22 protein-coding genes and 7 tRNA genes are annotated in these 25,683 nt (G+C 50.1%); 5 read left to right on the top strand and 24 right to left on the bottom strand.

Features of this window, described 5'->3' with window-relative positions:
- Positions 1–138: 138 nt before the first annotated feature.
- Positions 139–1,569 carry a tRNA (N6-isopentenyl adenosine(37)-C2)-methylthiotransferase MiaB gene (miaB, locus tag IB214_RS17540; RefSeq protein ID WP_096757880.1) on the bottom strand — a complete coding sequence of 477 codons (1,431 nt, stop codon included), beginning with the start codon at positions 1,567–1,569 and terminating at the stop codon, positions 139–141.
- A gap of 145 nt (positions 1,570–1,714) precedes the next feature.
- Between miaB and ubiF the strand changes: the two genes are divergently transcribed.
- Complete coding sequence (gene ubiF, locus IB214_RS17535; RefSeq protein WP_115259092.1) at positions 1,715–2,890, top strand: 3-demethoxyubiquinol 3-hydroxylase; 1,176 nt, start codon at positions 1,715–1,717, stop codon at positions 2,888–2,890.
- A 120-nt stretch (positions 2,891–3,010) separates the two neighbouring features.
- On the opposite strand, the gene IB214_RS17530 is transcribed toward ubiF, so the two are convergent.
- The 12 genes from IB214_RS17530 to nagB all read right to left on the bottom strand — a co-directional run bounded on the left by IB214_RS17530 (position 3,011) and on the right by nagB (position 9,954).
- Positions 3,011–3,085, bottom strand: a tRNA-Gln gene (locus tag IB214_RS17530).
- A 36-nt stretch (positions 3,086–3,121) separates the two neighbouring features.
- A tRNA-Gln gene (locus IB214_RS17525) sits at positions 3,122–3,196 on the bottom strand.
- Between the two features lie 44 nt (positions 3,197–3,240).
- Positions 3,241–3,317 (bottom strand) — tRNA-Met (locus tag IB214_RS17520).
- A 21-nt stretch (positions 3,318–3,338) separates the two neighbouring features.
- Positions 3,339–3,413: transfer RNA gene (locus IB214_RS17515), tRNA-Gln, on the bottom strand.
- Positions 3,414–3,449: 36 nt separating this feature from the next.
- Positions 3,450–3,524 (bottom strand) — tRNA-Gln (locus tag IB214_RS17510).
- 23 nt (positions 3,525–3,547) lie between these two features.
- Positions 3,548–3,632 (bottom strand) — tRNA-Leu (locus IB214_RS17505).
- 8 nt (positions 3,633–3,640) lie between these two features.
- Positions 3,641–3,717 (bottom strand) — tRNA-Met (locus tag IB214_RS17500).
- A gap of 223 nt (positions 3,718–3,940) precedes the next feature.
- Positions 3,941–5,605 carry an asparagine synthase B gene (asnB, locus tag IB214_RS17495; RefSeq protein WP_096757878.1) on the bottom strand — a complete coding sequence of 555 codons (1,665 nt, stop codon included), beginning with the start codon at positions 5,603–5,605 and terminating at the stop codon, positions 3,941–3,943.
- 253 nt (positions 5,606–5,858) lie between these two features.
- The gene (nagD, locus tag IB214_RS17490) at positions 5,859–6,611 is read right to left on the bottom strand and encodes a ribonucleotide monophosphatase NagD (RefSeq protein ID WP_096757877.1); all 753 of its coding nucleotides are present in this window, start codon (positions 6,609–6,611) and stop codon (positions 5,859–5,861) included.
- 103 nt (positions 6,612–6,714) lie between these two features.
- The gene (locus IB214_RS17485; RefSeq protein ID WP_115259091.1) at positions 6,715–7,935 is read right to left on the bottom strand and encodes an N-acetylglucosamine repressor; all 1,221 of its coding nucleotides are present in this window, start codon (positions 7,933–7,935) and stop codon (positions 6,715–6,717) included.
- 8 nt (positions 7,936–7,943) lie between these two features.
- Positions 7,944–9,092, bottom strand: coding sequence for an N-acetylglucosamine-6-phosphate deacetylase (gene nagA / locus IB214_RS17480; protein ID WP_117342230.1), 1,149 nt, complete (start codon positions 9,090–9,092; stop codon positions 7,944–7,946).
- Between the two features lie 61 nt (positions 9,093–9,153).
- Positions 9,154–9,954, bottom strand: coding sequence for a glucosamine-6-phosphate deaminase (gene nagB, locus IB214_RS17475; protein ID WP_003022803.1), 801 nt, complete (start codon positions 9,952–9,954; stop codon positions 9,154–9,156).
- Between the two features lie 344 nt (positions 9,955–10,298).
- Between nagB and nagE the strand changes: the two genes are divergently transcribed.
- The 4 genes from nagE to chiQ all read left to right on the top strand — a co-directional run bounded on the left by nagE (position 10,299) and on the right by chiQ (position 16,474).
- Positions 10,299–12,245, top strand: coding sequence for a PTS N-acetyl glucosamine transporter subunit IIABC (gene nagE / locus IB214_RS17470; protein WP_117342231.1), 1,947 nt, complete (start codon positions 10,299–10,301; stop codon positions 12,243–12,245).
- Between the two features lie 212 nt (positions 12,246–12,457).
- Complete coding sequence (gene glnS, locus IB214_RS17465; RefSeq protein ID WP_117342232.1) at positions 12,458–14,125, top strand: glutamine--tRNA ligase; 1,668 nt, start codon at positions 12,458–12,460, stop codon at positions 14,123–14,125.
- Positions 14,126–14,685: 560 nt separating this feature from the next.
- Entirely contained in the window at positions 14,686–16,092 is a 1,407-nt protein-coding gene (gene chiP / locus IB214_RS17460) for a chitoporin (protein WP_117342233.1), read from the top strand.
- A 49-nt stretch (positions 16,093–16,141) separates the two neighbouring features.
- On the top strand, positions 16,142–16,474 hold the full coding sequence (chiQ, locus tag IB214_RS17455) for a ChiQ/YbfN family lipoprotein (protein ID WP_096757871.1): 333 nt from the start codon (positions 16,142–16,144) through the stop codon (positions 16,472–16,474).
- 49 nt (positions 16,475–16,523) lie between these two features.
- On the opposite strand, the gene IB214_RS17450 is transcribed toward chiQ, so the two are convergent.
- From IB214_RS17450 to ybfF, 11 genes are all read right to left on the bottom strand, one after another.
- Positions 16,524–17,342, bottom strand: coding sequence for a PTS system mannose/fructose/sorbose family transporter subunit IID (locus tag IB214_RS17450; RefSeq protein WP_115259085.1), 819 nt, complete (start codon positions 17,340–17,342; stop codon positions 16,524–16,526).
- On the bottom strand, positions 17,326–18,087 hold the full coding sequence (locus tag IB214_RS17445; protein ID WP_115259084.1) for a PTS sugar transporter subunit IIC: 762 nt from the start codon (positions 18,085–18,087) through the stop codon (positions 17,326–17,328). The genes IB214_RS17450 and IB214_RS17445 overlap by 17 nt, the downstream gene beginning before the upstream one ends.
- A 10-nt stretch (positions 18,088–18,097) precedes the next feature.
- A complete protein-coding gene (locus IB214_RS17440; RefSeq protein ID WP_115259083.1) occupies positions 18,098–18,571 on the bottom strand; it encodes a PTS sugar transporter subunit IIB in 474 nt (157 codons plus the stop codon).
- Positions 18,564–19,295, bottom strand: coding sequence for a BtpA/SgcQ family protein (locus IB214_RS17435; protein ID WP_197970841.1), 732 nt, complete (start codon positions 19,293–19,295; stop codon positions 18,564–18,566). Before IB214_RS17435 ends, IB214_RS17440 begins: the two co-directional genes overlap by 8 nt.
- A 14-nt stretch (positions 19,296–19,309) precedes the next feature.
- On the bottom strand, positions 19,310–19,732 hold the full coding sequence (locus IB214_RS17430; protein ID WP_115259080.1) for a PTS sugar transporter: 423 nt from the start codon (positions 19,730–19,732) through the stop codon (positions 19,310–19,312).
- A 149-nt stretch (positions 19,733–19,881) separates the two neighbouring features.
- A complete protein-coding gene (locus tag IB214_RS17425) occupies positions 19,882–22,608 on the bottom strand; it encodes a sigma 54-interacting transcriptional regulator (RefSeq protein WP_117342235.1) in 2,727 nt (908 codons plus the stop codon).
- A 276-nt stretch (positions 22,609–22,884) separates the two neighbouring features.
- The gene (gene fur / locus IB214_RS17420) at positions 22,885–23,337 is read right to left on the bottom strand and encodes a ferric iron uptake transcriptional regulator (RefSeq protein ID WP_117342236.1); all 453 of its coding nucleotides are present in this window, start codon (positions 23,335–23,337) and stop codon (positions 22,885–22,887) included.
- The gene (locus IB214_RS17415) at positions 23,330–23,416 is read right to left on the bottom strand and encodes a ryhB-regulated fur leader peptide (RefSeq protein ID WP_117342237.1); all 87 of its coding nucleotides are present in this window, start codon (positions 23,414–23,416) and stop codon (positions 23,330–23,332) included. Before IB214_RS17415 ends, fur begins: the two co-directional genes overlap by 8 nt.
- Positions 23,417–23,626: 210 nt before the next feature.
- Positions 23,627–24,157, bottom strand: coding sequence for a flavodoxin FldA (fldA, locus tag IB214_RS17410; protein ID WP_167456047.1), 531 nt, complete (start codon positions 24,155–24,157; stop codon positions 23,627–23,629).
- A gap of 280 nt (positions 24,158–24,437) precedes the next feature.
- Entirely contained in the window at positions 24,438–24,725 is a 288-nt protein-coding gene (gene ybfE / locus IB214_RS17405) for a LexA regulated protein (RefSeq protein ID WP_096757867.1), read from the bottom strand.
- A gap of 128 nt (positions 24,726–24,853) precedes the next feature.
- Positions 24,854–25,627: an esterase gene (ybfF, locus tag IB214_RS17400; RefSeq protein ID WP_117342239.1), complete on the bottom strand. Its 774-nt coding sequence runs from the start codon at positions 25,625–25,627 to the stop codon at positions 24,854–24,856.
- Between the last annotated feature and the right edge of the window lie 56 nt (positions 25,628–25,683).

Raw genomic sequence — 25,683 nt, 5'->3', positions numbered from 1 at the left:
GAAATACAAGACCCTCCCTGTCATACTTCAAGCCGCAGAGGCGTTGCCTGCACTCGCGCACCCCAGTCACATAGTTATCTATGCTCCTGGGGATTTGCTCGTTTGTCGCTTTAGGGGATAGAGGAGGGGTTATGGTAATTACGGCTGATAAATGCCAACACCCAGATCGTTCTCTTTGCGGGTACGCGCAATGACCGACTCCGGACTTTCTGCGATGCGCAGGCCCATTTCGTCCTCGGTACGCACGACTTTACCGCGCAGGGAGTTAGTCCAGACGTCGGTAATTTCAACATCCACAAACTTACCGACCATATCCGGGGTGCCTTCAAAATTCACCACACGGTTATTTTCAGTACGACCCGACAGCTCCATTACGCTTTTACGCGACGTGCCTTCGACCAGAATACGCTGGGTGGTGCCGAGCATACGGCGGCTCCAGGCCATGGCCTGCTGGTTGATGCGATCCTGCAGGATATACAGACGTTGCTTTTTCTCTTCTTCCGGGACGTCGTCAACCATATCGGCGGCAGGCGTGCCAGGACGAGCTGAGAAGATAAAGCTGTAGCTCATGTCGAAGTTAACGTCGGCAATCAGCTTCATGGTCTGCTCGAAATCTTGTGTGGTTTCGCCAGGGAAGCCCACGATGAAGTCGGAGCTAATCTGAATATCCGGGCGTGCAGCGCGCAGTTTGCGGATGATCGCCTTGTATTCCAGCGCGGTATGGGTACGTCCCATCAGGTTTAGTACGCGATCTGAGCCACTCTGTACTGGCAGGTGCAGGAAGCTTACCAGCTCCGGGGTGTCGCGATAGACTTCAACGATATCGTCGGTGAACTCAATTGGATGACTGGTAGTGAAACGGATACGGTCAATGCCGTCGATCGCCGCTACCAGACGCAGTAAATCTGCGAATGAGCCGGTCGTGCCGTCGTAGTTCTCACCGCGCCAGGCGTTAACGTTTTGCCCCAGCAGGTTGACTTCACGTACGCCCTGCGCCGCAAGTTGGGCAATTTCAAGCAGGATATCGTCCGCCGGACGGCTGACTTCTTCACCACGGGTGTAGGGCACCACGCAGTAAGTGCAGTATTTGTTACAGCCTTCCATGATGGACACAAACGCGCTTGGACCTTCAGCACGCGGTTCCGGCAGGCGGTCGAACTTTTCGATTTCCGGGAAGCTGATATCCACCACTGGACTACGGCTGGTGCTACCGCGCACTTTGTTGATCATTTCCGGCAGGCGGTGCAGGGTTTGTGGCCCAAAAATAATGTCGACGTAGTGTGCACGTTGACGAATATGGTCGCCTTCCTGGGAGGCGACACAGCCACCCACGCCGATAATCAGATTCGGGTTTTTCTCTTTTAAGAGTTTCCAGCGACCTAACTGATGGAAAACTTTTTCCTGAGCCTTCTCGCGAATTGAGCAGGTATTCAGCAGCAGCACATCCGCTTCTTCCGCCACGTCGGTCAGTTGATACCCGTGAGTGGCATCCAGCAGATCGGCCATCTTCGATGAATCGTATTCGTTCATCTGACAGCCCCAGGTTTTAATATGGAGTTTTTTAGTCATCGACTTGCTCTTGCGAAATTGTGGCTGAAATGCAGGGCGCATAGTGTACTGCGTTGGCGCGGTTGTGACCAGTATGACGGATGTCAGCCTCAAGGGGTAAAAAATCCTGTAAACTTACACAATACATGTAACAGGATGATTGACCATGACAAATCAACCAACGGAAATTGCCATTGTCGGCGGGGGGATGGTCGGCGGCGCGCTGGCGCTGGGACTGGCGCAGCATGGATTCAGGGTGACGGTAATAGAGCACGCCGCGCCCGTGCCGTTTGTGGCTGACAGTCAGCCCGATATCCGTATTTCAGCCATTAGCTCCGCGTCTGCATCGTTGCTGAAAGGGTTGGGTGTCTGGGATGCGGTGCAGGGCATGCGCACTCATCCATATCGTCGTCTGGAAACCTGGGAGTGGGAGAATGCCCATGTGGTGTTTGATGCGGCAGAGCTAAAACTCCCATTGCTGGGCTATATGGTCGAAAACAACGTCCTGCAACAGGCGTTGTGGCAGGCGATGGAGGCGCATCCCAACGTGACCCTGCGCGTGCCGGCATCACTGATTTCTCTGCATCAACATAACGATCGGCATGAACTTGAACTGACTGGCGGTGAAAAGATAACGGCAAAACTGGTGATTGGTGCCGATGGCGCGAATTCTCAGGTACGTCAAATGGCCGGGATTGGCATCCATGCCTGGCAGTACGCGCAATCCTGCATGCTGATTACCGTGCAATGCGAGAATTCACCGGGAGACAGTACCTGGCAGCAGTTTACCCCTGACGGACCGCGGGCGTTTTTACCGCTGTTCGATAACTGGGCTTCGCTGGTGTGGTATGACTCTCCGGCCCGCATCCGCCAGTTGCAGAGTCTCGATATGGCTCAGCTCCAGGCGGAAATCGCAAAATATTTCCCTTCACGTCTGGGTGACGTTACGCCTGTTGCCGCAGGGGCGTTTCCACTTACTCGTCGCCACGCGTTGCAGTATGTACAGCCAGGACTGGCGCTGGTGGGCGATGCTGCGCACACCATTCATCCGCTTGCCGGGCAGGGGGTGAATCTGGGGTACCGTGATGTCGATGCGTTAATTGATGTGCTGGTGAACGCCCGTAGCTATGGTGAGCAGTGGGCCAGTCAGCGGGTACTGAAGCGCTACCAAACGCGTCGTATGACCGATAACTTCATCATGCAAAGTGGTATGGATCTGTTTTACGCCGGATTCAGCAACAACCTGCAGCCGCTGCGTATTATGCGCAATCTTGGTCTAATGGCCGCCGAGCGTGCAGGCGTTTTAAAACGTCAGGCGCTGAAGTATGCATTAGGGTTGTAGCTCAAGTGGTGCCTGATGGCGCTGCGCTTATCAGGCCTACGCGTCATGTAGGCCGGGTAAGGCTTGCCGTCACCCGGCGTTAGAAAAGCAAAAAGCTCGCCGAAGCGAGCTTTTCTAAAATGGCTGGGGTACGAGGATTCGAACCTCGGAATGCTGGTATCAGAAACCAGAGCCTTACCGCTTGGCGATACCCCAACGGGTGCACCCACAAAGTGGACGACTTTTTGAAAGTGGCTGGGGTACGAGGATTCGAACCTCGGAATGCTGGTATCAGAAACCAGAGCCTTACCGCTTGGCGATACCCCAACAATTTTTTGGATTTACCGAATTAAATCGATACGCCCTTAATATGGTGGCTACGACGGGATTCGAACCTGTGACCCCATCATTATGAGTGATGTGCTCTAACCAGCTGAGCTACGTAGCCAAATACTATCATATTCTTCGATGGCTGGGGTACCTGGATTCGAACCAGGGAATGCCGGTATCAAAAACCGGTGCCTTACCGCTTGGCGATACCCCAATGACCGTTGCGGTGAACCGCTATATCGAAGAAAAGTGGCTGGGGTACCTGGATTCGAACCAGGGAATGCCGGTATCAAAAACCGGTGCCTTACCGCTTGGCGATACCCCATCCGTGCAACGCTTACGGGTGAATGGTGCGGGAGGCGAGACTTGAACTCGCACACCTTGCGGCGCCAGAACCTAAATCTGGTGCGTCTACCAATTTCGCCACTCCCGCAAAAAAGATGGTGGCTACGACGGGATTCGAACCTGTGACCCCATCATTATGAGTGATGTGCTCTAACCAGCTGAGCTACGTAGCCATCTTTTTTTCGCGTTACCTTATCGGCGTTGCGGGGCGCATTATGCGTATTGAGCCTTGAAGCGTCAACCCCTTTTTCATTGAAAATAGCTGGAATGTGACTGTTTGGTTAGGTTGCGAACAGCGTGACGCAATATTCGGCAATTATTCGTTATTAATTGTTTTTCCGCACGTAAAACCGACATAAAAAAAGAGCCCCTCAGGGCTCTTAGTGGATGATGGGCTTACTTATAAGCCGACTGGTGCACGCCAACCGCACGGCCTGATGGATCGTTCATGGTTTTGAACGCTTCGTCCCATTCGATGGCTTTGGCAGAAGAACAGGCGACGGACGGGCCACCCGGCACACACTCGGCGGCGCTGGCTACCGGGAACAGCTCTTCAAAAATCTCACGGTACAAATACGCTTCTTTAGACGATGGTGTGTTGTACGGGAAGCGGAAGCTGGCGGTTTCCAGTTGTTGATCGGAAACATGCTCTGCCGCCACTTCTTTCAGCGTGTCAATCCAGCTATAACCGACGCCGTCAGAGAACTGCTCCTTCTGACGCCATGCAATGCTGGCTGGCAGGTAGGATTCAAAACATTCACGCAGGACATGTTTTTCCATCTTTCCGTTACCGCACATTTTATCCTGTGGGTTGATGCGCATCGCGACATCGAGGAATTTCTTGTCGAGGAACGGTACGCGGGCTTCAACGCCCCAGGCCGACATGGCTTTGTTGGCTCGGGCGCAGTCGAACATATGCAGTGCCTGCAGTTTACGTACTGTTTCTTCGTGCAGTTCTTTTGCGTCCGGCGCTTTGTGAAAATAAAGATAGCCGCCAAATACTTCATCAGAACCTTCGCCTGACAGCACCATTTTAATGCCCATCGCTTTGATTTTTCTTGACATTAAGTACATCGGTGTTGAGGCGCGAATGGTGGTGACGTCATAGGTTTCAATGTGATAAATCACATCGCGGATGGCATCCAGGCCTTCCTGTACGGTGAAATGGATCTCGTGGTGTACGGTTCCCAGGTGGTTGGCGACTTCCTGAGCGGCTTTCAGATCCGGTGCGCCTTTCAGGCCCACGGCGAAGGAGTGCAGTTGCGGCCACCAGGCTTCACTGCGCTCTTGATCTTCAACACGGCGCGCTGCATATTTTTTGGTGATAGCGGAAATCACGGACGAATCCAGGCCACCAGACAGCAGCACACCATAAGGCACATCTGACATCAGATGGCTTTTAACCGCATCTTCCAGCGCCTGACGCAGTTCGTCTTTATCCGTCACATTGTCTTTTACGGCATCGTATTCGAACCAGTCGCGCTGATAGTACTGACGGATTTCTCCGTCTTTGCTCCACAGGTAGCTACCGGCCGGGAATTCTTTAATGGTGCGGCAAACAGGAACCAGCGCTTTCATCTCAGACGCCACGTACAAGTTGCCGTGTTCATCATGACCCATGTACAAAGGGATAATCCCAATGTGATCGCGGCCGATCAGATACGCATCCTGCTCGCTGTCGTACAGTGCGAAGGCGAACATGCCCTGCAGGTCGTCAAGGAATTCAGGCCCTTTTTCCTGGTACAGCGCAAGGATAACTTCGCAGTCGGAACCGGTCTGGAACTGATAGCGATCGCCGTATTCAGCACGTAACGCCTGATGGTTATAAATCTCGCCGTTTACCGCCAGGATATGCGTCTTTTTCACGTTGTATAACGGTTGAGCACCGGCGTTAACGTCGACAATGGACAGACGTTCATGTGCCAGGATCGCGTTATCACTGGCGTAAATACCCGACCAGTCCGGGCCGCGGTGGCGCATCAGACGAGACAGCTCGAGGGCTTTTTTACGCAGCTCAACTGCGTCGGTTTTAATATCAAATACGCCAAAAATAGAACACATAACCTTCTCCGTTAACCCGTTGCGTGATGCTTTTTATGTTTGCTTAATAAAGAAAATGCCGTAAAGCCGCAGAGGGCGCAAGGAGTTTGGTGAGGAGAAAAGAAAAAACTCAATGATGATTGTTGAATAGTGAAAAAAGAGTATGTAATGAGCGTATTTATTGATGAATCGCCAGAAAAATGGCGGTTTTATTAGATGGGGTTATTTAGTGTGCCGGTTAACGTGTTCTTAGGGTTATCCGGCACAGCGTTGCTTAAATAACATCTATCTCGGCAACGGACGGGTAGATCCAGCTTGGTCGGAACGGCATGCTGTCGATATCATCAAGGGTGGAAATTCCAGACAGCACCAAGATAGTTTCAAGACCGGCCTGGAAGCCAGCCAGAATATCGGTACGCAGGTTGTCGCCAACAATGACGGTCTCTTCCGAGTGCGCCTGCATTTTGTTGAGTGCCGCGCGGATAATCCACGGGCTGGGTTTACCTACGTAGAAGGGCTCACGGCCTGAAATCTTCTCAATACCAGCGCACAGCGCACCACAGGCAGGATAAAAACCGCGACCGTGCGTATCCGGGTTGGTGGCAATGAAACGTGCGCCATTGGCCACAAAGTATGCCGCTTTATGCATCATGTCCCAGTTGTAGGAACGCGTCTCGCCGACGATCACAAAATCGGGGTTAACGTCGGTAATGGTGAAGCCCGCTTTGTACAGTTCGTGGATCAGTGCGCCTTCACCGACAACATAGGCTTTTTTTCCTTCCTGGCGACGCAGGAAATCGGCGGTAGCCATGGCGGAGGTATAAAACACGCTGTCAGGAACATTGACACCTGCGGTGGCAAAGCGGTTTGCCAGATCCTGTCCGGTCTGCGAAGGGTAGTTAGTCAACAGGACTAACGGCAAGCCTTTCTCCATCACGCCGGTCAAAAATTCTGCCGCACCCGGTACGGCAACATTGTCGTGCATCAGCACGCCGTCGATATCACAAATTACATTCTTAATGGCCATGGACAATCCGACATCAAAATAAGAAGGCGTTACTATACATAAAATACACTCAATTATTCGAGTTGCCTCAGCGATACAGAGGCAGCTTGAAGAGTGAGGTGTATTAGCTTTCCAGCAAACGTTGTAGCAACGTTCCGTTGAGCATGGCGCGTTTCACCAGCGCAAATGCGCCAATGGCGGAACGGTGGTCCAGCGTGGAGCGAACCACGGGTAAATTGTGGCGAAATGCCTTCAACGCTTGGGCATTAATGCAGCTTTCGATCGCTGGCAGCAGGACCTTATCTGCCTCTGTAATCTCACCAGCAATAACGATTTTTTGTGGGTTAAACAGGTTGATGGCTATAGCGATAGTTTTACCCAGGTGGCGGCCCACGTGCTCAATCACTTCCGATGCCAGGTTATCGCCTTTGTTGGCAGCCTTACAGATCGATTTGATACTGCAATCATCAAGCGTTAGCCGACTTGGATAACCTTGCTTGAGTAAGTTTTGCACGCGATGCTCGATGGACGCGTTGGCCGCGATAGTTTCCAGACAACCAAAGTTACCGCAGTGGCAGCGCTCGCCCAACGGCTCTACCTGAATATGGCCAATCTCGCCAACGTTGCCGTTACGGCCAATAAAAATGCGTCCATTGGAGATGATCCCGGCACCGGTTCCGCGATGCACTCGCACCAGAATGGAGTCTTCGCAGTCCTGACTTGCCCCGAAATAGTGCTCGGCAAGTGCCAGACTACGGATATCGTGACCAACAAAGCAGGTCACCTGGAACCGTTTTTCCAGCGCCTCGACCAGCCCCCAGTTTTCAACCTGAATATGCGGCATATAGCGAATGACGCCACTTTCCGGGTCAACCAGGCCTGGCAGAATAACGGAGATGGCAATTAGCTCACGGACTTTCCGTTGGCAGCTGTCCATAAAGGTGGCAATGGTATTGAGTAGCGCATGTTCCAGCGTTTCCTGGGTGCGCTCGGGTAAGGGGTAGTGCTCCTCAGCGACGGCTTTGCTGCTCATATCGTACAGCGTTAGCGTAGTGTCATGACGGCCAAGACGCACGCCAATGGCGTGGAAATTGCGTGTTTCAGTGACGATAGAGATAGCGCGGCGGCCCCCGGTGGAGGCCTGCTGATCCACTTCTTTGATCAGCCCGCGTTCAATAAGCTGGCGCGTAATTTTAGTTACGCTGGCGGGAGCAAGCTGGCTCTGTTCGGCAATCTGGATGCGCGAGATTGGCCCATGCTGGTCAATCAGGCGATAAACTGCCGCGCTGTTAAGCTGTTTTACGAGATCAACATTACCTATTTGAGCTTGTCCGCCTGGTGTCATTCTTTCTCTTACTCTGTAATGACCTCGTTGCCATTAACGATGGTCTTGATGATTTTAAAGTCGTGTGTGAACGCGGTCAGGTTGGCGACTTTGCCTGGGGCGATACTGCCGAGTTGCTTGTCCACGCCGATGGCGCGAGCGGGGTAAAGTGTTGCCATACGCAGCACTTCATCCAGCGCAATGCCGCAATGTTCAACCAGATTACGTACACCTTCAATCATGGTTAATGACGAGCCGCTCAGGGTGCCATTCTCATCCACACACAGTCCATTGCGGTAGTATATTGTTTTACCAGCGAAAATGAACTGTTCAATATTTGCACCCGCCGGCGCGGTGGCGTCGGTCACCAGGCACAGCTTGTCACCTTTCAGGCGTTTAGCGTTACGGATGTTAACGTAATCGACGTGCAGACCATCGGCGATGATACCGCAATAAATATCGGCTTCATCAAGGATGGCACCAGCCAGACCCGGTTCGCGGCCAGTAATGTAAGGCATGGCGTTGAACAGGTGTGTTGCAAAGGTAATGCCCGCACGGAAACCGATTTTGGCTTCTTTTACCGTCGCGTTTGAGTGACCCGCTGAAACGACAATACCGGCATTGACCAGTCGGATGATCACGTCAGCAGGAACCATTTCTGGTGCCAGCGTGACTTTGGTGATCACATCGGCATTATCGCACAGGAAGTCGACCAGCGCAGCGTCAGGCTGACGAACAAAACTTGGGTTATGGGTACCTTTTTTCACCAGATTCAGCCATGGGCCTTCAAGGTGAAGTCCTAATGCCTGATTCGGGTGTTTTGCCAGGTATTCACGCATCACGCGAACGCCTTGTTTCATCAACTCATCGCTGGTGGTGATAAGCGTAGGCAGGTAGTTAGTGCAGCCCGATTTCTCGTTGGCTTTCTGCATGATTTCCAGTGTTTCAACGGTCACAGCTTCTGCCGTATCGTTGAACTGCACGCCGCCGCAGCCGTTTAACTGCACATCAATAAAACCGGGGGAAAGAATGGCCCCATTCAATGAGCGTTGTTCAATCTCCGGCGGTAATTCAGCCAGTGGGCAAACGCTGGCTATCAGGCCATCAGCGACGACAATCGCATGGTCATCAAGAATTTCGTGACCGGTAAAGATCCGGCCCTGGGTTAAAGCATACATTCCGACCCCCGATTTCAAAAAAATGCCGCCCTGCAACGCTTTCGGCTGGGCGGAAACAGCATTACAGACCTTTAATATTTTCGGCTTCTAACTCGTTAAAGTATTTCAGCGTCTTCACTTTCAGTTCCATTGTGGAAGGTTCATCGCAAACCACAACGGCTTTTGGATGCAGTTGCAGGCAGCTGATGGTCCACATATGGTTGACGTTACCTTCAACGGCAGCCTGCAGAGCCTGCGCTTTTTGGTGGCCCAGCACCAGAATCATCACTTCTTCGGCATCAAGCAGTGTGCCCACGCCAACGGTCAGCGCATATTTCGGCACCTGGCTTACGTCACCGTCAAAGAAACGAGAGTTCGCCACGCGTGTGTCGTGGGTCAGCGTTTTGATACGCGTACGAGAGGCTAAAGACGACGCCGGTTCGTTAAATGCGATGTGCCCGTCGTTGCCTACACCCCCCATAAACAGGTGGATTTTACCGTAGGAACGGATTTTTTCTTCATACTGACGGCATTCTGCATCGATATCTGGTGCGTTACCATTGAGGAGGTTGATGTTTTCTGCTGGAATATCAACATGATCAAAGAAGTTGCGATGCATGAAGCTGTGGTAGCTTTCTGGATGCTCTTTCGGCAGGCCAACATACTCGTCCATATTAAATGTGACAACATGTTTGAAGCTAACCTGGCCCGCTTTGTGCATTTCGACTAATGCTTTATAGGCTGTCAGTGGGGTGCCGCCAGTCGGCAGGCCCAGAACGAACGGACGATCTGCCGTTGGTTTGAACGCGTTGATACGGTTAACGATATGGCGAGCAGCCCATTTGCCGACTTGTTCAGCGGTATTCAGGGGGATCAGTCTCATTCTTCACCTCAGTAGTCAATGTAAGCAGTTGGCGGATTGAGTCGCTGTGCAGTATTAAGCGTAACCTGGTTTTGCATCGGTAAGGATCAATCCGTTTCGATTTTTTGAATGATAAAATAAGTTTTCGTAGTTAGCCAGTGGAAGGGAGGGTTAATAACGATATTTGGTGACTGTAATCACAAAAAACACGCTTTTAATTTGCGATACGAATTAATTTTCCACACACTCTGAATGTAGATGAATGGTTAATATCGTTGTTCCAGAATATCTTGCTGTCAGAATTGGTCGCACAATAAAAATATGGCTTCAAAGGAGCCTAATCGGGGTCTCGTAGGGGGAATAAAATGAATATTTTAGGTTTTTTCCAGCGGCTGGGTAGGGCGTTACAGCTCCCCATCGCTGTGCTGCCTGTCGCGGCACTGTTGCTGCGATTTGGCCAACCAGATTTGCTTAACGTCGCCTTCATCGCGCAAGCGGGTGGGGCCATTTTTGATAACCTCGCGTTAATATTTGCCATCGGTGTGGCATCCAGCTGGTCTAAAGACAGTGCGGGTGCGGCAGCGTTGGCAGGTGCCGTTGGTTATTTCATATTGACCAAAGCAATGGTTACCATTAACCCGGCGATCAATATGGGTGTGCTGGCAGGTATCATTACCGGTCTGGTCGGCGGTGCCGTGTATAACCGCTGGTCTGGCATCAAACTGCCTGACTTCCTGAGCTTCTTCGGCGGTAAACGCTTTGTGCCAATCGCCACCGGTTTCTTCTGTTTGGTTCTGGCGGCTATCTTCGGCTACGTATGGCCGCCGGTACAAAATGCCATCCATGCGGGTGGTGAGTGGATCGTGGGCGCTGGCGCGCTGGGTTCCGGTATTTTTGGTTTCATCAACCGTCTGCTGATCCCAACCGGTCTGCATCAGGTTCTGAACACCATCGCCTGGTTCCAGATTGGTGAATTCACCAACGCGGCAGGTGCGGTCTTCCACGGTGACATCAACCGCTTCTACGCGGGTGACGGCACTGCAGGTATGTTCATGTCCGGCTTCTTCCCGATCATGATGTTTGGTCTGCCGGGTGCGGCACTGGCAATGTACTTTGCCGCTCCGAAAGCGCGTCGTCCGATGGTTGGCGGTATGCTGTTGTCCGTGGCCATCACCGCGTTCCTGACCGGTGTGACCGAGCCGCTGGAATTCCTGTTCATGTTCCTGGCACCATTGCTGTATCTCCTGCACGCATTGTTAACGGGTATCAGCCTGTTCGTTGCGACATTACTGGGGATCCACGCGGGCTTCTCCTTCTCAGCAGGTGCTATCGACTACGTGTTGATGTACAACTTGCCGGCTGCAAGTAAGAACGTCTGGATGCTGGTCGCGATGGGGCTGGTGTTCTTCGTCATCTACTTTGTGTTGTTCAGCGCGGTTATTCGTATGTTTAACCTGAAAACGCCGGGCCGCGAAGATAAAGACGATGAAATTGTTACTGACGAAGCCAACAGCAACACCGAAGAAGGTTTAGCACAACTGGCCACCAGCTACATTGCTGCGGTTGGCGGTACCGATAACCTGAAAGCCATTGATGCCTGTATCACTCGCCTGCGTCTGACCGTTGTCGACTCCGCGAAAGTGAGCGATGCAATGTGTAAACGCCTGGGTGCTTCCGGTGTGGTTAAGCTGAACAAGCAGACTATTCAGGTCATCGTCGGCGCGAAAGCGGAATCTATTGGCGACGAAATGAAGAAAGTTGTCGCACGTGGTCCAGTTGCCGCAGCGTCTGCTGACAGCGCGCCTGCAGCAGCCCCGGCTGCAAAACCGCAGGCTGTGGCGAATGCTGTCACCGTTGAAGCGCTGGTTTCTCCGATTACCGGTGACGTGGTTGCGCTGGAGCAGGTGCCTGATGAAGCCTTCGCCAGCAAAGCGGTCGGCGACGGCGTGGCGGTGAAACCAACCGACAAAATCGTGGTTTCTCCGGCAGCGGGTACCATTGTGAAAATCTTCAATACCAACCATGCGTTCTGCCTGGAAACGCTGAAAGGCGCGGAGATCGTGGTCCACATGGGTATCGATACCGTGGCGCTGGAAGGTAAAGGCTTTACGCGTCTGGTGGAAGAAGGTGCGGAAGTCAAAGCAGGTCAGCCAATCCTGGAAATGGATCTGGAATACCTGAACGCCAATGCTCGTTCAATGATTAGCCCGGTTGTCTGCAGCAACAGCGATGACTTCGGTGGCCTGGTGATTAAAGCCGAAGGCCATGTGGTTGCCGGTCAAACGCCACTGTACGAGATTAAAAGTAAGTAATCGCGCGTAGGCCGGAGAAGGCGTAAGCGCTGCCATCCGGCAACATGAAATGCGTCACCAGCGGCGGGGAGCAATCTCCGCCGCTTTTTTTTGCAGCAAATGCCCGCATAATGACTGTCTGATACGTATTTTGCGTAACTAAAGGTTGTCAGTCAGTCCTGCTTATAAGATCATACGCCGTTATACGTTGTTTACGCTTTGAGGAATCCACGATGAGTGAGGCTGAAGCCCGCCCGAGTAACTTTATTCGTCAGATCATCGATGAAGATCTGGCCAGTGGTAAGCACACCACTATCCATACCCGTTTTCCGCCGGAGCCAAATGGCTATCTGCACATTGGCCACGCGAAATCCATTTGTCTGAACTTTGGTATTGCGCAAGATTACCAGGGCCAGTGCAACCTGCGTTTTGATGATACGAACCCGGTTAAAGAAGACATCGAGTACGTTGAATCCATCAAAAATGACGTTGAATGGTTAGGTTTCCACTGGACTGGCGATATTCGCTACTCGTCGGATTACTTCGACCAGCTGCATGCCTATGCGGTAGAGCTTATCAACAAAGGCCTGGCGTACGTCGACGAACTGTCAGCTGACGAGATCCGTGAATACCGTGGCACCTTGACGCAGCCTGGTAAAAACAGCCCGTACCGCGATCGTAGCGTTGAAGAGAACCTCGCGCTGTTCGAAAAAATGCGTACCGGTGGTTTTGAAGAAGGGAAAGCCTGCCTGCGCGCGAAAATCGATATGGCCTCGCCGTTTATCGTCATGCGCGACCCGGTGCTGTACCGCATTAAATTTGCCGAGCACCACCAGACCGGTAATAAGTGGTGCATCTACCCGATGTACGACTTTACCCACTGCATCAGCGATGCGCTGGAAGGCATCACGCATTCCCTGTGTACGCTGGAGTTCCAGGACAACCGTCGTCTGTACGATTGGGTACTGGACAACATCACCATTCCGGTTCACCCGCGCCAGTACGAATTCTCGCGCCTGAATCTGGAATATACCGTGATGTCCAAGCGTAAGCTGAACCTGCTGGTCACCGACAAGCACGTTGAAGGCTGGGACGATCCGCGTATGCCGACTATCTCTGGCCTGCGTCGCCGTGGTTATACTGCTGCCGCTATCCGTGAGTTCTGTAAACGTATTGGCGTGACCAAGCAGGATAACACCATTGAGATCGCCTCTCTGGAATCCTGTATTCGTGAAGATCTCAACGAAAACGCACCGCGCGCGATGGCGGTTATCGATCCAGTGAAACTGGTTATCGAAAACTATCCGCAGGGTGAAAGCGAACTGGTTACTATGCCGAACCATCCGAATAAACCCGAAATGGGCAGCCGTGAAGTGCCGTTCAGCGGTGAGATTTGGATCGATCGCGCAGATTTCCGCGAAGAAGCCAACAAGCAGTACAAGCGTCTGGTGATGGGCAAAGAAGTGCGTCTGCGCAATGCGTATGTTGTTAAAGCCGAGCGTGTTGAGAAAGACGCAGAAGGCAATATCACCACTATTTTCTGCACCTATGACGCTGACACGCTGAGCAAAGATCCGGCCGATGGGCGTAAAGTCAAAGGCGTTATTCATTGGGTCAGTGCGGCACATGCACTGCCAATTGAAATCCGTCTGTACGATCGTCTGTTCAGCGTGCCGAACCCAGGGGCGGCGGATGACTTCCTGTCCGTTATTAACCCGGATTCACTGGTTATCAAACAGGGCTATGGCGAACCATCGCTGCAGGCTGCCGTTGCGGGTAAAGCCTTCCAGTTTGAACGTGAAGGGTACTTCTGCCTCGATAGCCGCTATACAACGGCGGATAAACTGGTGTTTAACCGTACTGTGGGTCTGCGTGATACGTGGGCTAAAGTGGGCGAGTAAGCTGCAACACTCCCTGTCAAACGCCGCGCTCTGCGGCGTTTTTTTTATCTCGACATCCTGCATTACTGGCTCTGTTTGCAGAGCGAATTAATTATTATTCCGTCGTGTCCGGAGAATTAATTAATTACCCATCAAAACCTTATGCCCGAGGATGACTCTGACTGTAACCGCTTTCATCCATATGGAAAACAAGCATTTTTTTCATTTTTCAACGTTTTTATATCTGCACATGAAAATGTAACAGAAAGCAATCAAATATGTGCGGTTGCTCATATTCTTACATACTGGTTACAAAAAGAGATTGATAATTCGCGTCGCGAAAAATAGTCTATTCATTGTAGTCAATGAGGTTTTCTCAGCGCTACTTTTTTTACTTTTTGTTTTTTCGCTGACCGCTTTTATCGGCAGCATTTTATACCCAATGGATTTCGAGTTGCATCAAGGCGGCGACGCAGCGAATTCCCAAGAGCGTACATCAGTACGTGACTGGGATGAGCGAGGAACGCCAACGCAGATGCGGCTTGAAAGACGAAGGGTTATACGTCAAAGAGGATTAACATATGCGTACGTTTAGTGGCAAACGTAGTACGCTGGCGCTGGCTATCGCCGGTATCACAGCAATGTCGGGTTTTGTTGTCGCTCCCCAGGTACATGCCGAAGGATTTATTGATGACTCAACCTTAACCGGCGGCATCTATTACTGGCAGCGTGAGCGTGACCGTAAAGATGTGACCGATCATGACAAATACAAAACCAACCTTTCGCACTCCACCTGGAACGCCAACCTCGACTTCCAGTCCGGTTACGCGGCTGATATGTTTGGTATTGATATCGCTGCATTTACCGCTATTGAAATGAACGAAAGTAGCGAAAGCGGTCATCCAAACGAAATCGCATTCTCTTCCAAAAATAAAGGCTATGACGAAGATTACTCCGGCGATAAGAGCGGGATTAGCCTTTATAAAGCAGCAGCTAAATTCAAATACGGCCCAACCTGGGCGCGCGCTGGTTATATTCAACCCACCGGGCAGACGTTGCTGGCTCCGCACTGGAGCTTTATGCCGGGAACTTATCAGGGTGCTGAAGCCGGTGCTAACTTTGACTATGGTGATGCCGGTGCGCTGAGCTTCTCCTACATGTGGGCTAACGAATATAAAGCACCGTGGCACATCGAAGTCGATAAATTCTATCAGGCCGATAAAAAAACCAAGGTAGATTACCTTCATTCGGTCGGCGCGAAATATGACTTCAAAAACAACCTGTTGCTGGAAGCGGCATTTGGTCAGTCCGAAGGCTATGTCGATCAATACTTCGCGAAAGCCAGTTACAAATTTGATTTAGGCGGCAATCCATTCACCACCAGCTATCAGTTCTACGGCGCACGCGATAAGGTTGATGACCGTACCGTTAACAATATTTATGACGGTACCGCCTGGCTGCAGGCGCTGACCTTTGGCTACAAAGTGGCAGAAGTGGTTGATCTGCGTCTGGAAGGTACCTGGGTGAAAGCGGACGGACAGCAGGGCTATTTCCTGCAGCGTATGACGCCAACCTATGCCTCCTCAAACGGTCGTCTGGACGTGTGGTGGGATAACCGCTCTGACTTCAACGCCAACGGCGAAAAAGCGGTTTTCTTTGGCGCAATGTATGACCTGAATAACTGGAACCTGCCGGGTTGGGCTGTGGGTGCCTCCTATGTTTACGCCTGGGACGCGAAGCCATCGACCTGGCAGACTAACCCGGATGCATACTACGACAAAAATCGTACCATCGAAGAATCGTCTTACAGCCTGGATGCGGTCTACACCCTGCAGGACGGTCGTGCGAAAGGCACCATGTTTAAACTGCACTTCACCCAATACGACAACCATTCAGACATCCCGAGCTGGAGTGGTGGTTACGGCAACATCTTCCAGGATGAGCGCGACGTGAAGTTCATCGTGATTGCACCATTCACCATCTTCTAATGCCAACCGCGGCAGGCCAGGTGCCTGCCGCAACGTTGAGGACTGTTCTATGAAAAAACTGATACTCATCGCCGTCATGGCATCTGGGCTGGTGGCCTGCGCACAATCTCCGGCGCCAAAAGAAGACAGCCGTTTGAAAGAAGCCTACAGCGCCTGCATCAACACCGCACAGGGATCGCCAGAGAAAATCGAGGCCTGCCAAAGCGTGTTAAACGTGCTGAAGAAAGAAAAGCAGCACCAGCAGTTTGCCAATGAAGAAAGTGTTCGCGTACTGGATTATCAGCAGTGTATCCAGGCGACGCGTACGGGCAACGATCAGGCCGTTTCGGCCGATTGCGACAAGGTATGGCAGGAAATCCGCAGCAAGAACACAGCGCAGTAAAATGACAGGTAAAAAACGGGCGGATAGTCTCCGCCCGTTGCTGTTTTTGTTAACCCAGAATATTCAAATAGGCACCCAGTATTGATACGACAACGATGCCAATAAGAATGCGGGAAATTTGGATGTTCTTCCCTAACAGATAATACATTACGCCAAATGCCCCCATCGGTAACAGACACGGCATAATATCGTTTAAAATCTTTTGTAACGGCACGGCATAAGCACCTTCGCCAATCACAAAGGGAACGTTCAATGAGACCATGGTGGCGGTCATTCCTCCTATGACCATCAGCCCCAATATTGCCGCACCGTAGGTGATTTTCTGCATCATTCCCGACTCCTCCATTTTTTTGAAGAAATCAGCACCCAGTCGGTAACCGCCCATCAAACAGAAGTAGCGGATAAAGTAGTGGGGAATGTTAAACACCAGCAGGAACAGTAGCGGTCCCAGAATATTGCCGGATGATGCTAATGAAATCCCCAACCCCGCGGCGATAATACGCAGCGTTCCCCAGAAGAATGAATCACCAATACCCGCTAATGGACCCATCAGCGATGCCTTCACGGCGTTGATTGAGCTGGCGTCGAAGTCATCGTCGAGCATCCGGCGCTCTTCCATGGCTGACGTAATCCCCAGCGGCAGCGTCGACAAGTGAGGCGTGGTATTAAAAAACTCCAAATGCCGGACCAGCGCGTCGGAGATTTCCTGGTCGGTTTTACACGTTTTACGGATAATGGGCACCATCGAAAAGGTATAACCCATATGCATCATACGCTCATAGTTCCACGACGATTCCATGGTCAATGAGCGGAAATAGACGCTCCAGAGATCGCGTTTGGTAATTTTGACATCAGAATTCGTTGTCATCGATGACCTCTTGTTTTTTTGCTTCGTTATTAACGAGTACGATTGCGAGGAACAGGCCAAACAGGGCGATCCCGACCAGCGGTAGTTTTAAATATGCCGCTAGTAGAAAACCAAAGAAGAAATAGGGGAATACTTTTTTGTTGATGATCATTCTCGCCAGCATGGCAAAACCGAGCGCCGGTAAGATGCCCGTGGCGATAGTCATTCCCGTCATAATATCTTTGGGGATCGATTCGAGAATGGCATTAACCACCGGCGTCCCAACATAAAAAGCAAAACCAACCAGAATCGCAAACGGCACGGAACAGGCGAGGGTAGAGTAAATATGCATGCGGACCACGCCGCTGATATTGGCATTTAACGCATGTTTGTCTGCGCGACGGCAAAATATCGGCAAGACAAAGATATACACGGCGTTTTGTAATACCAATACCAACGTAGCAATAGGTACCGCAAGAGCTACGGCAGTGGCCACGTTTTGCCCAGAGGCAATGGCAAAGGCGGTGCCTAAAATACCGCCAGACGTCACATCAGGGGGATTAGATGCGCCAATCTGGAATGCGCCTAACAGCACAAGTTCAATGGCCGAACCAATAATGATGCCATTGGTGAGATCGCCCATAATTAGCCCCACCAACGGCCCCATTACGATCGGACGTCGGAGCATGGCGGTACCGAAGATGGAGTCCAGGTAACCGACACAGGATAAACCACCCAATAAAAAGGATTGCATTAGTAAGCTCATATCCACTACCTCATCCCAGTAAGGCGATAGCTTTCAGTCGGGTATCGTTCGGTACTTGCCTGATCTCAAGTTCGACACCTTTGTTATCCAGTTCTTTTAATTGTGTAACGTCGTGGTCGGTAATAAATATGGCTTTTGATATTTGACGCGTGCCCGGTGCAGATTTAATCCCACCCAGATTGATACTGACAATTTTTTCGTATTCCATTGCCAACGCGTGTGCATCATTAATCGATGCAACAACAATAAAGAGGTTATATTTTTCTGTCGCGCCGCTTTGTAAGGCTTTGATCGAATCTGCAATATTTTTAATAACCAATTTAACGTTATTCGGTCGCGCCAGGCGCATGGCCGTCATTTTTAACTCATCATTGATGATGTCATCATTGGCAATAAGAATGCAATCGGCCTGCAGCGCCGCAGTCCAGGCAAAAGCTACCTGGCCATGTAATAAGCGATGGTCTACACGTAATAATTTAATCATTTTGTTTAACCTTTTGCATTAGCTGTGAAACGTGTTCGGCACAGACATCGCCGGTGTCTTTATAGGTATCTTTGAAATAACTTCCTACCACTGCACCTGAACCCATGGTCAACTGATGCTGACAATTGTCGAGGGTGATCCCGGCACCAATAATTAATGGAAAGTCACCAATGATGGCCCTGAATTCGCGGATTTTATCTTCATCTGTTTCCTGTCCGGTGGCATCACCGGTGACGACAATGGCGTCACAGCGTTGCATCCCTAGCGTCAGGTCTTCCTGCAAGCTGCGTCCAGATTTGTAGGGTTGATACTTGAAACGTACACCACCGAATACGGCAAAAGAAGCATTGCGACGATTTTCCTCAATAAATTGGGCAAATGAGAGGTCTTCATCGACAGGCAAATGTCCGGCAACAGAATCTAACTGGATAAAGCTGGCGTGATATTTTTTGGCTAACTCAAACCCTTTCTTATCATCGTCTAACAGATTGACGCCGTAGGTAATACCCGGTTGAGTGCTGTCGAGGTAATGCAGCACGCTTTCAACTTGTGCAGGGGTGCCAAAATAGTTTTCAACAATCACCGCATCTACGCCATTTTGTTGATAGATAGCGATCTCTTTTTTTGCATTTTCGAGGACATCACGGTCGTTTTCACCTTTCAAATGCAGCATGGCAAGAATGAATTTATTGTCACCAAATAACGTTTCAACTTTATTTTTCATGTTCGCTCCTGGCATTAAAAATCATCTGATTTTGGGGTGCTGTTGAATAACACATCATTGCAGTACTGGATGGTTTCTTTGGATTCCAGAACGGCGGTTCTAATTAGCGCTTGGGTGTCGTCGGTATCGGGGTTTTCCAGAATCAATGCAATCAGTAACGGTAAATTGAGTCCGGTGATTAAATGCAGGCGCGGATCGTCAAGATGAGTAATAAACTCGTTAGTCACGCTTCCCTTAGAGATATCGGTGATCACAATGGCTTCATCTTGGCTGCCCAACGTGCTCATGAATTTTTGTACGCTGAGTTTGATATCAGGCACATCCTCGGTGTAGGCACACAGCGTGGAAATATCTTCATTTTTACCCACGACCATTTCCAGTGAATCCCTGATTCCATCAGCAAATCTGCCATGACTGGCGAACAAAAACTTACGCATACCGCTCCATGCTCCACAATGAGTGACGACACTACAGGCGTCGCCATAAATGATGAGACTGAATTGAGATAGCAGGAATCATGCCAGCTAATGTCAAAACGGAAGGAGGTGAGAGGGGAGGGTTAATCCATTAGTATGATTTTAAAGGATTAATTTGATTTTATAATATCGTAAATATAGCCGATTTCGCTGAACGGAATGGTGACACTATAGGTATCTTCTATGACACTAAAGGCATCCTGAATCATGCACAGTGTTTCTTTATCACTTTGACTAAGCGTCTGCTGTGCCGGGTAGTTCTCAAGAGGAATCTGACGAATCAAACGTTCCAGCATGCAGCTGGCATGGACATACAGGTTAATCTTCGTCTCATTGGCTAAGCGTTTTTTGAGTAATCTTTCGAGAGTACTGATACAGATATCAAGGTGCTCAAGGATTTTTCCGGTATCCAGAATCGTCAACTGAGCGATGACCCGCTTGAGCGAAAAGTTATGTACCAATCTGTCGTTGATGGTCTGAATCATATCGGTATCAGCAATGCCCTGGAAAACCGTTTCCAGGCGAACATCACCCCGGCCGCTGATCAGGTCATCCAATGAAATATAGGGAATAAAGGGGATATCCGGATTAGCTGTTCCGACAACAGCAATAATGTCATAGAACTGAGACAGTGACTGGCGGGAGGACTCTGAAAGCAGTAGCTGGTGGTCATAGGCGATAACATCCACCCCTGCTTCTTTCGGAATACTGTCTTCCAGCAATGTCTGTATTCGCTGCGCCGTACCCATTCCGGTATAGCAGCTGGTAATGATTACTGGGCGTTTGACCTGCTCTGAATAGATGATTTTACTGTCATTCTTTTGGTAAGAGGTGACGTTCTCAACAATGCTTTCCAGCGGAGCGTTATCTAATAATAACTCACCGACGTGTAGCGCCATTGCCGTGGAGACATTATTAATAATGGCGACAGGGAAATGGATGCTTTTATTGAACTCAGAGTAAATATCCGTTAACGACCCCATATCTACCAGAATGACCAGCCCATTGGACATATCATTATCATTAATGTACTGCAGTATATTACTGGCGATATCTTTGATGGCCGTGTCGATAGGCATATCGAAGGAGGCAAAAAGGGTTTCACCCAACATGCGGTTCACGACATTGGCAATACTGCTGGCCGTTGCATAGCCATGTGCCAGAATGACCGCTTTGGTTCGTGGTGCAACGGTCACCATCTTCATACTTTTCAAATATAGCGTGAAGAAAACGTCATCTTCCTGGGTAATCTTGAGATCAAATCGCTGGGCGATCTGTGTTGATAACATACTCGCAATCAGGTTCTCTTCTGCCAAATATTGGCTAATATACTGATGTAAATTTTTGAGCGTTTTTTTATGCGCCAGGATGCCGTCATTACCCTGCTTATTTTTAGTGAATAAATACCATGCTAAGCCGTACAGTCGATTACCGTTAAATTGGACCGAATGTTTGCTTTCTATCTGCTGAACAATATCCTGGATAGTATTGAGATGTGAATAAATGGTCGGGTGATCGTTTTGTGCCGTTGGGTTAAATATGATCTTATCGAACAGCGTATCGATTTCACGAGAGACTTCTGGGAGCAGTACATTTTCGCTATTTTGCTGAAACAGGCTGAAGATCTTATCCCAGAATTCACTAATAAAATGGTTCAACGGTACTACAGGGAGAACCAATTGCTGTAGCGTCATCGAAGGGGTAAATACGACAGCGGTTCCTACAACCTGGTGATTAATTTGCACACCATGCGGCATAAAGCTGTCTGGTAGATCGTCTAAGTGTAAAGAGAGGCACTGATCTGCTTGAGACTTTGCAAAACGCGTGGCACTCAGGCAGGTGATGGTATTTTTTAATTCACCGATATTTCCGCTGTAGATGTGTCGTTTTAAGACGTTCAGCACCTGTGGGGACAGTTTGATATTGCGCTTGAGCAGTTTCGACTCATGCAGGAAAAAGGCATAAATAAACTGGATTTTTTCCGCTTCACCGCGCTGTTCCAACGAAGGAATGGCAATATTCAGCGGGATACGACGTATAAACGTTTCCAGAAAATACTCTTTGGGCGAGACGGTTGTGGCGAAAACCAGTCTGACCTGAGCGCTGATTTCTTTTTCGCTTTCCCCCATGCGACGAAAACGCCCGGTATCCATAAAGGTGAATAACTTTTCCTGACCCTCCGGATGTAAGCGGTGGATCTCATCCAGAAATAGCACCCCTCCATCGGCTTTTTGCAGAAGTCCTTCGCTGGTTTTATCTGCCCCTGTAAATGCACCTTTGATATAGCCAAAGAGGTGACTCGAAAGTAATTCAGGGTTGTTGGCATATTGAGCACAATTGAACGCAATAAATGGCGCGGTGGGGGGCAGGATTTTCTTCTCCACAGCTCGCTGCCAGGATAATTGTGCCAGCATGCTCTTACCGCTGCCGGTCGGGCCATACAGCATTACTGACAGACCGTGAGGGGGATAACAGATCGCGGTATTCAATTTTTCTATAACGGGGACTAAACTTCCCTGGGAACCGATCAATCCGGCAAACGTGTCTTGTTGTTTATATTGATGCTTTTTTAGCTCAGCGGCGCCTGAGAAGACGGATTGACTGACACGAAAAAACTGTTCTTCAAAAACGGCTTTGTGCAGAAAATAGACGGGCCGGGTATTCAGTTTTATGACCAGATTATCGTCAATGAGCTGATTCAGATAGTGGCTGATGGTATTACGCTTCACATTGAAGTGTTCTGCCATCGTTTGGGCCGTATGAAAGTCGTCCAGCGAGTCAAAAGAAAAATGACGGGTCTCTTCTGCCAAAAATGCAAAGATCTCTTCTTTTAACACCGTGAGCCTCTTAACTGTTCCATGCGGGTTCTAACGTCTGGTGCGCATATAAAAGTAACAAAAATAAAATGTTGTGGGACATCATGGCTCATTTGGAGTTTTTGAGTCATCACGTTTTCTACGCGTGTTATTTTGATTTAGCCGCGGGGGAGGTTATCACATTTTGCGGATAGTCGGCGGATGGTTGGCGGTGATTGTGACTATTTCGTACTTAAATTTTACTGATACGTTAATCCCCGGCTCAACGTTGAGCGGGGGACTGACGTGATTCAAAACTTATTTTGCAACACCGTCGTGCGCATGCTCATCTTCGCGGCAATCGCCTTCAGCGCAGTGGCCGTAAAGATAGAGGCTATGGTTCGTTAAACGAATACCATGTTTAGTGGCAATCTCACGCTGGCGCGCTTCGATAGAGTCATCGCTGAATTCGACCACTTTGCCACAGTCGAGGCAAATCAGGTGATCGTGATGATGCTGTTGAGTCAGTTCGAAGACGGATTTGCCCCCTTCGAAATTATGGCGGGTCACGATACCGGCATCATCAAACTGGTTCAGTACGCGATACACGGTCGCCAGACCAATCTCTTCACCCATATCGATCAGGCGTTTATATAAGTCTTCCGCACTGACGTGATGGTTATCCGGTCCCTGAAGAACTTCCAGAATTTTTAAACGAGGAAGCGTTACTTTCAGGCCAGCCTTCTTTAATGCGGTATTGTTGTCAGTCATGCGGAATCTGTCCTGTAGCTAAACGGTTCACTTCATTAAAAGAAGTGACAGAAAATGCACTTGAGATAATGCGTATCATTATAGAACTGCCACGCCTAAATGAAAACTGCAAGCCTCTGGCAAATATTGTTAATCAAAACGTGGTATCGCCAACAAACACACTGTGCAATACCCGATTGGCATCCAGCCATTGTACAGGGTCAGGCGAGAAAGTTACAAATTTGTAGCAATTATTTTGATTGGTTTTATCTATTGATGCGGCACAGATGAAGATCTGCGCCGCACGAAATTAGGCGTTAATAATCTCGTCGAGATGCAGTTCTGCTGAAATCTGCTTAACCCATTTTTCAACGCGTTCTGCGGTCAGTTCAGGCTGGCGATCTTCATCGATAGCCAGGCCGACAAAGTGGTCGTCGTCAGCCAAACCTTTGGATGCTTCAAAGTGGTAACCCGCCGTTGGCCAGTGACCGACGATGGTTGCGCCGCGCGGTTCGATGATGTCGCGAATCGTGCCTAACGCATCGCAGAAATATTCTGCGTAATCTTCCTGATCGCCACAGCCAAACAAAGCAACCAGTTTACCGTTAAAATCAATGTCTTCGAGGGTCGGGAAGAAGTCGTCCCAGTCACACTGCGCTTCGCCGTAGTACCAGGTCGGGATGCCGAGCAGCAGAATGTCATACCCTTCCAGGTCTTCTTTGCTGCTTTTTGCAATGTCATGTACATCGGCAACGTCTTTACCAAGCTGTTTTTGAATCATTTTTGCGATGTTTTCGGTATTACCGGTGTCGCTGCCGAAAAAGATGCCAGTGATTGCCATGAGTAAAATAACCTCTTGAAACTTATTGAAATGGTGGTGGCGCATTGCCCACGGATAAGGGCAATCATAGCAGAACAGTCAGGCATGCGGAAACAGCAAACACGCTGGACTGCACTCTGTGCTACACGATTTATGATTTATACCCGTCATACTTCAAGCTGCATGTGCGTTGGCTTTCCTCGCTCACCCCAGTCACGTACTTATGTACACTCCTGGAGATTCGCTGCGTCGCCGCCTTGATGCAACTCGAATTATTTAGGGTATAGAGCAGAATTTCAGACTATGCCTGACCACGCAATGTGGCGAGTTGGATCATCAGCATTTCTTCAATGAGTTCACTGCGGCTCATATTACGCGCATCAGCCAGCTCATTCAGCGCGTCAACGGCGTCGGCGTTCAGTTTCAGTTCGACACGCTTAAGCCCACGAACTTTGTCGCGTTTAAGCTGATTACGTTTGTTAATACGTAACTGTTCATCACGCGAAAGCGGATTGGTTTTGGGTCGTCCCGGGCGACGCTCCTGCGCGAACAGATCTAATGTCGTACGGTCCGTTTGTTCTTTGGCCATGATCTTGGTGACTTCGGGGAAACAATCAGCCAGGCGTCTGCCCGGATGGATAGCGCGCCATCATACATCAGCAGGGGAGGCGCGCCAACGCCCACGCACGTAATCGCGCGCGGACGCTGAGTTTTTAATCAGTTAGCCTGTTCTGTCAGATAACGACGGATGGCGCGCAGCACGGCTTCGGGTTTTTCTGCATGCACCCAATGGCCCGCGCCGGCAATGACATGTGCCCGTGCCTGGGGAAATTGCGCCAGCAATGGGGCTCGATACGCTTCAGTAACGTACGGTGAGTTCCCCCCAGGGATGAACAGCGCCGGGTGATCCCAGGCCGGAATGGTTTCCCAGCCGACAATATGCGGATACTGATCCCACAATACCGGGACGTTAAAGCGCCATTCACCGTCTATAAATGATTTCAGCAGAAACTGGATCACGCCTTCTTCTTTAAGATGTTGGCGCATCACGCTAGCCGCCTGCTGGCGCGACGCGGCTTCTGTATCCGTCACCGCATTAATCGCCGCAAATATCTCATCGTGACGGCGGACCTGGTAATCAACCGGGGCAATATCGATAGCCACCAGCTTATCGATACGTTCCGGTGCCAGGGCGGTTAGCGCCATCACGGCTTTGCCCCCCATTGAATGGCCAATAAAGGTGGCTTTTTCTATCTGTTGGGCATCCAACGTATCCAGCAGATCTTGCGCCATCGCCGGGTAGTTCATCTCCGGAGAACGGGGTGAGAGGCCATGATTTCGCATATCAACCTGGATGATATTGTGATCGACAACCAGAGAGCGGGCCAGTATGCCCAGATTGTCCAGGCTGCCAAACAGCCCGTGCACCAGGACGATGGGAGAATTATTGTGCAGGTTTTGTGCAGATTGCGCTCGGATATTCAATTTCATGGCAAAGTTCTTTTTTTCACGCTAGCGGGTTAGGGTATCATGTTGACCATTCTGCC

The sequence above is a fragment of the Citrobacter sp. C1 genome (genome assembly GCF_014596895.2).
GTDB lineage: Bacteria > Pseudomonadota > Gammaproteobacteria > Enterobacterales > Enterobacteriaceae > Citrobacter > Citrobacter gillenii.
The sequence above is the reverse complement of the archived record's forward strand: the minus strand, read 5'-3'. Positions and strand labels throughout refer to the sequence as shown.

Coding starts and splice junctions, on each gene's coding strand:
- miaB (WP_096757880.1), bottom strand. CDS start 1,569: ATGACTAAAAAACTCCATATTAAAACCTGGGGCTGTCAGATGAACGAA.
- ubiF (WP_115259092.1), top strand. CDS start 1,715: ATGACAAATCAACCAACGGAAATTGCCATTGTCGGCGGGGGGATGGTC.
- asnB (WP_096757878.1), bottom strand. CDS start 5,605: ATGTGTTCTATTTTTGGCGTATTTGATATTAAAACCGACGCAGTTGAG.
- nagD (WP_096757877.1), bottom strand. CDS start 6,611: ATGGCCATTAAGAATGTAATTTGTGATATCGACGGCGTGCTGATGCAC.
- IB214_RS17485 (WP_115259091.1), bottom strand. CDS start 7,935: ATGACACCAGGCGGACAAGCTCAAATAGGTAATGTTGATCTCGTAAAA.
- nagA (WP_117342230.1), bottom strand. CDS start 9,092: ATGTATGCTTTAACCCAGGGCCGGATCTTTACCGGTCACGAAATTCTT.
- nagB (WP_003022803.1), bottom strand. CDS start 9,954: ATGAGACTGATCCCCCTGAATACCGCTGAACAAGTCGGCAAATGGGCT.
- nagE (WP_117342231.1), top strand. CDS start 10,299: ATGAATATTTTAGGTTTTTTCCAGCGGCTGGGTAGGGCGTTACAGCTC.
- glnS (WP_117342232.1), top strand. CDS start 12,458: ATGAGTGAGGCTGAAGCCCGCCCGAGTAACTTTATTCGTCAGATCATC.
- chiP (WP_117342233.1), top strand. CDS start 14,686: ATGCGTACGTTTAGTGGCAAACGTAGTACGCTGGCGCTGGCTATCGCC.
- chiQ (WP_096757871.1), top strand. CDS start 16,142: ATGAAAAAACTGATACTCATCGCCGTCATGGCATCTGGGCTGGTGGCC.
- IB214_RS17450 (WP_115259085.1), bottom strand. CDS start 17,342: ATGACAACGAATTCTGATGTCAAAATTACCAAACGCGATCTCTGGAGC.
- IB214_RS17445 (WP_115259084.1), bottom strand. CDS start 18,087: ATGAGCTTACTAATGCAATCCTTTTTATTGGGTGGTTTATCCTGTGTC.
- IB214_RS17440 (WP_115259083.1), bottom strand. CDS start 18,571: ATGATTAAATTATTACGTGTAGACCATCGCTTATTACATGGCCAGGTA.
- IB214_RS17435 (WP_197970841.1), bottom strand. CDS start 19,295: ATGAAAAATAAAGTTGAAACGTTATTTGGTGACAATAAATTCATTCTT.
- IB214_RS17430 (WP_115259080.1), bottom strand. CDS start 19,732: ATGCGTAAGTTTTTGTTCGCCAGTCATGGCAGATTTGCTGATGGAATC.
- fur (WP_117342236.1), bottom strand. CDS start 23,337: ATGACTGACAACAATACCGCATTAAAGAAGGCTGGCCTGAAAGTAACG.
- IB214_RS17415 (WP_117342237.1), bottom strand. CDS start 23,416: ATGATACGCATTATCTCAAGTGCATTTTCTGTCACTTCTTTTAATGAA.
- fldA (WP_167456047.1), bottom strand. CDS start 24,157: ATGGCAATCACTGGCATCTTTTTCGGCAGCGACACCGGTAATACCGAA.
- ybfE (WP_096757867.1), bottom strand. CDS start 24,725: ATGGCCAAAGAACAAACGGACCGTACGACATTAGATCTGTTCGCGCAG.
- ybfF (WP_117342239.1), bottom strand. CDS start 25,627: ATGAAATTGAATATCCGAGCGCAATCTGCACAAAACCTGCACAATAAT.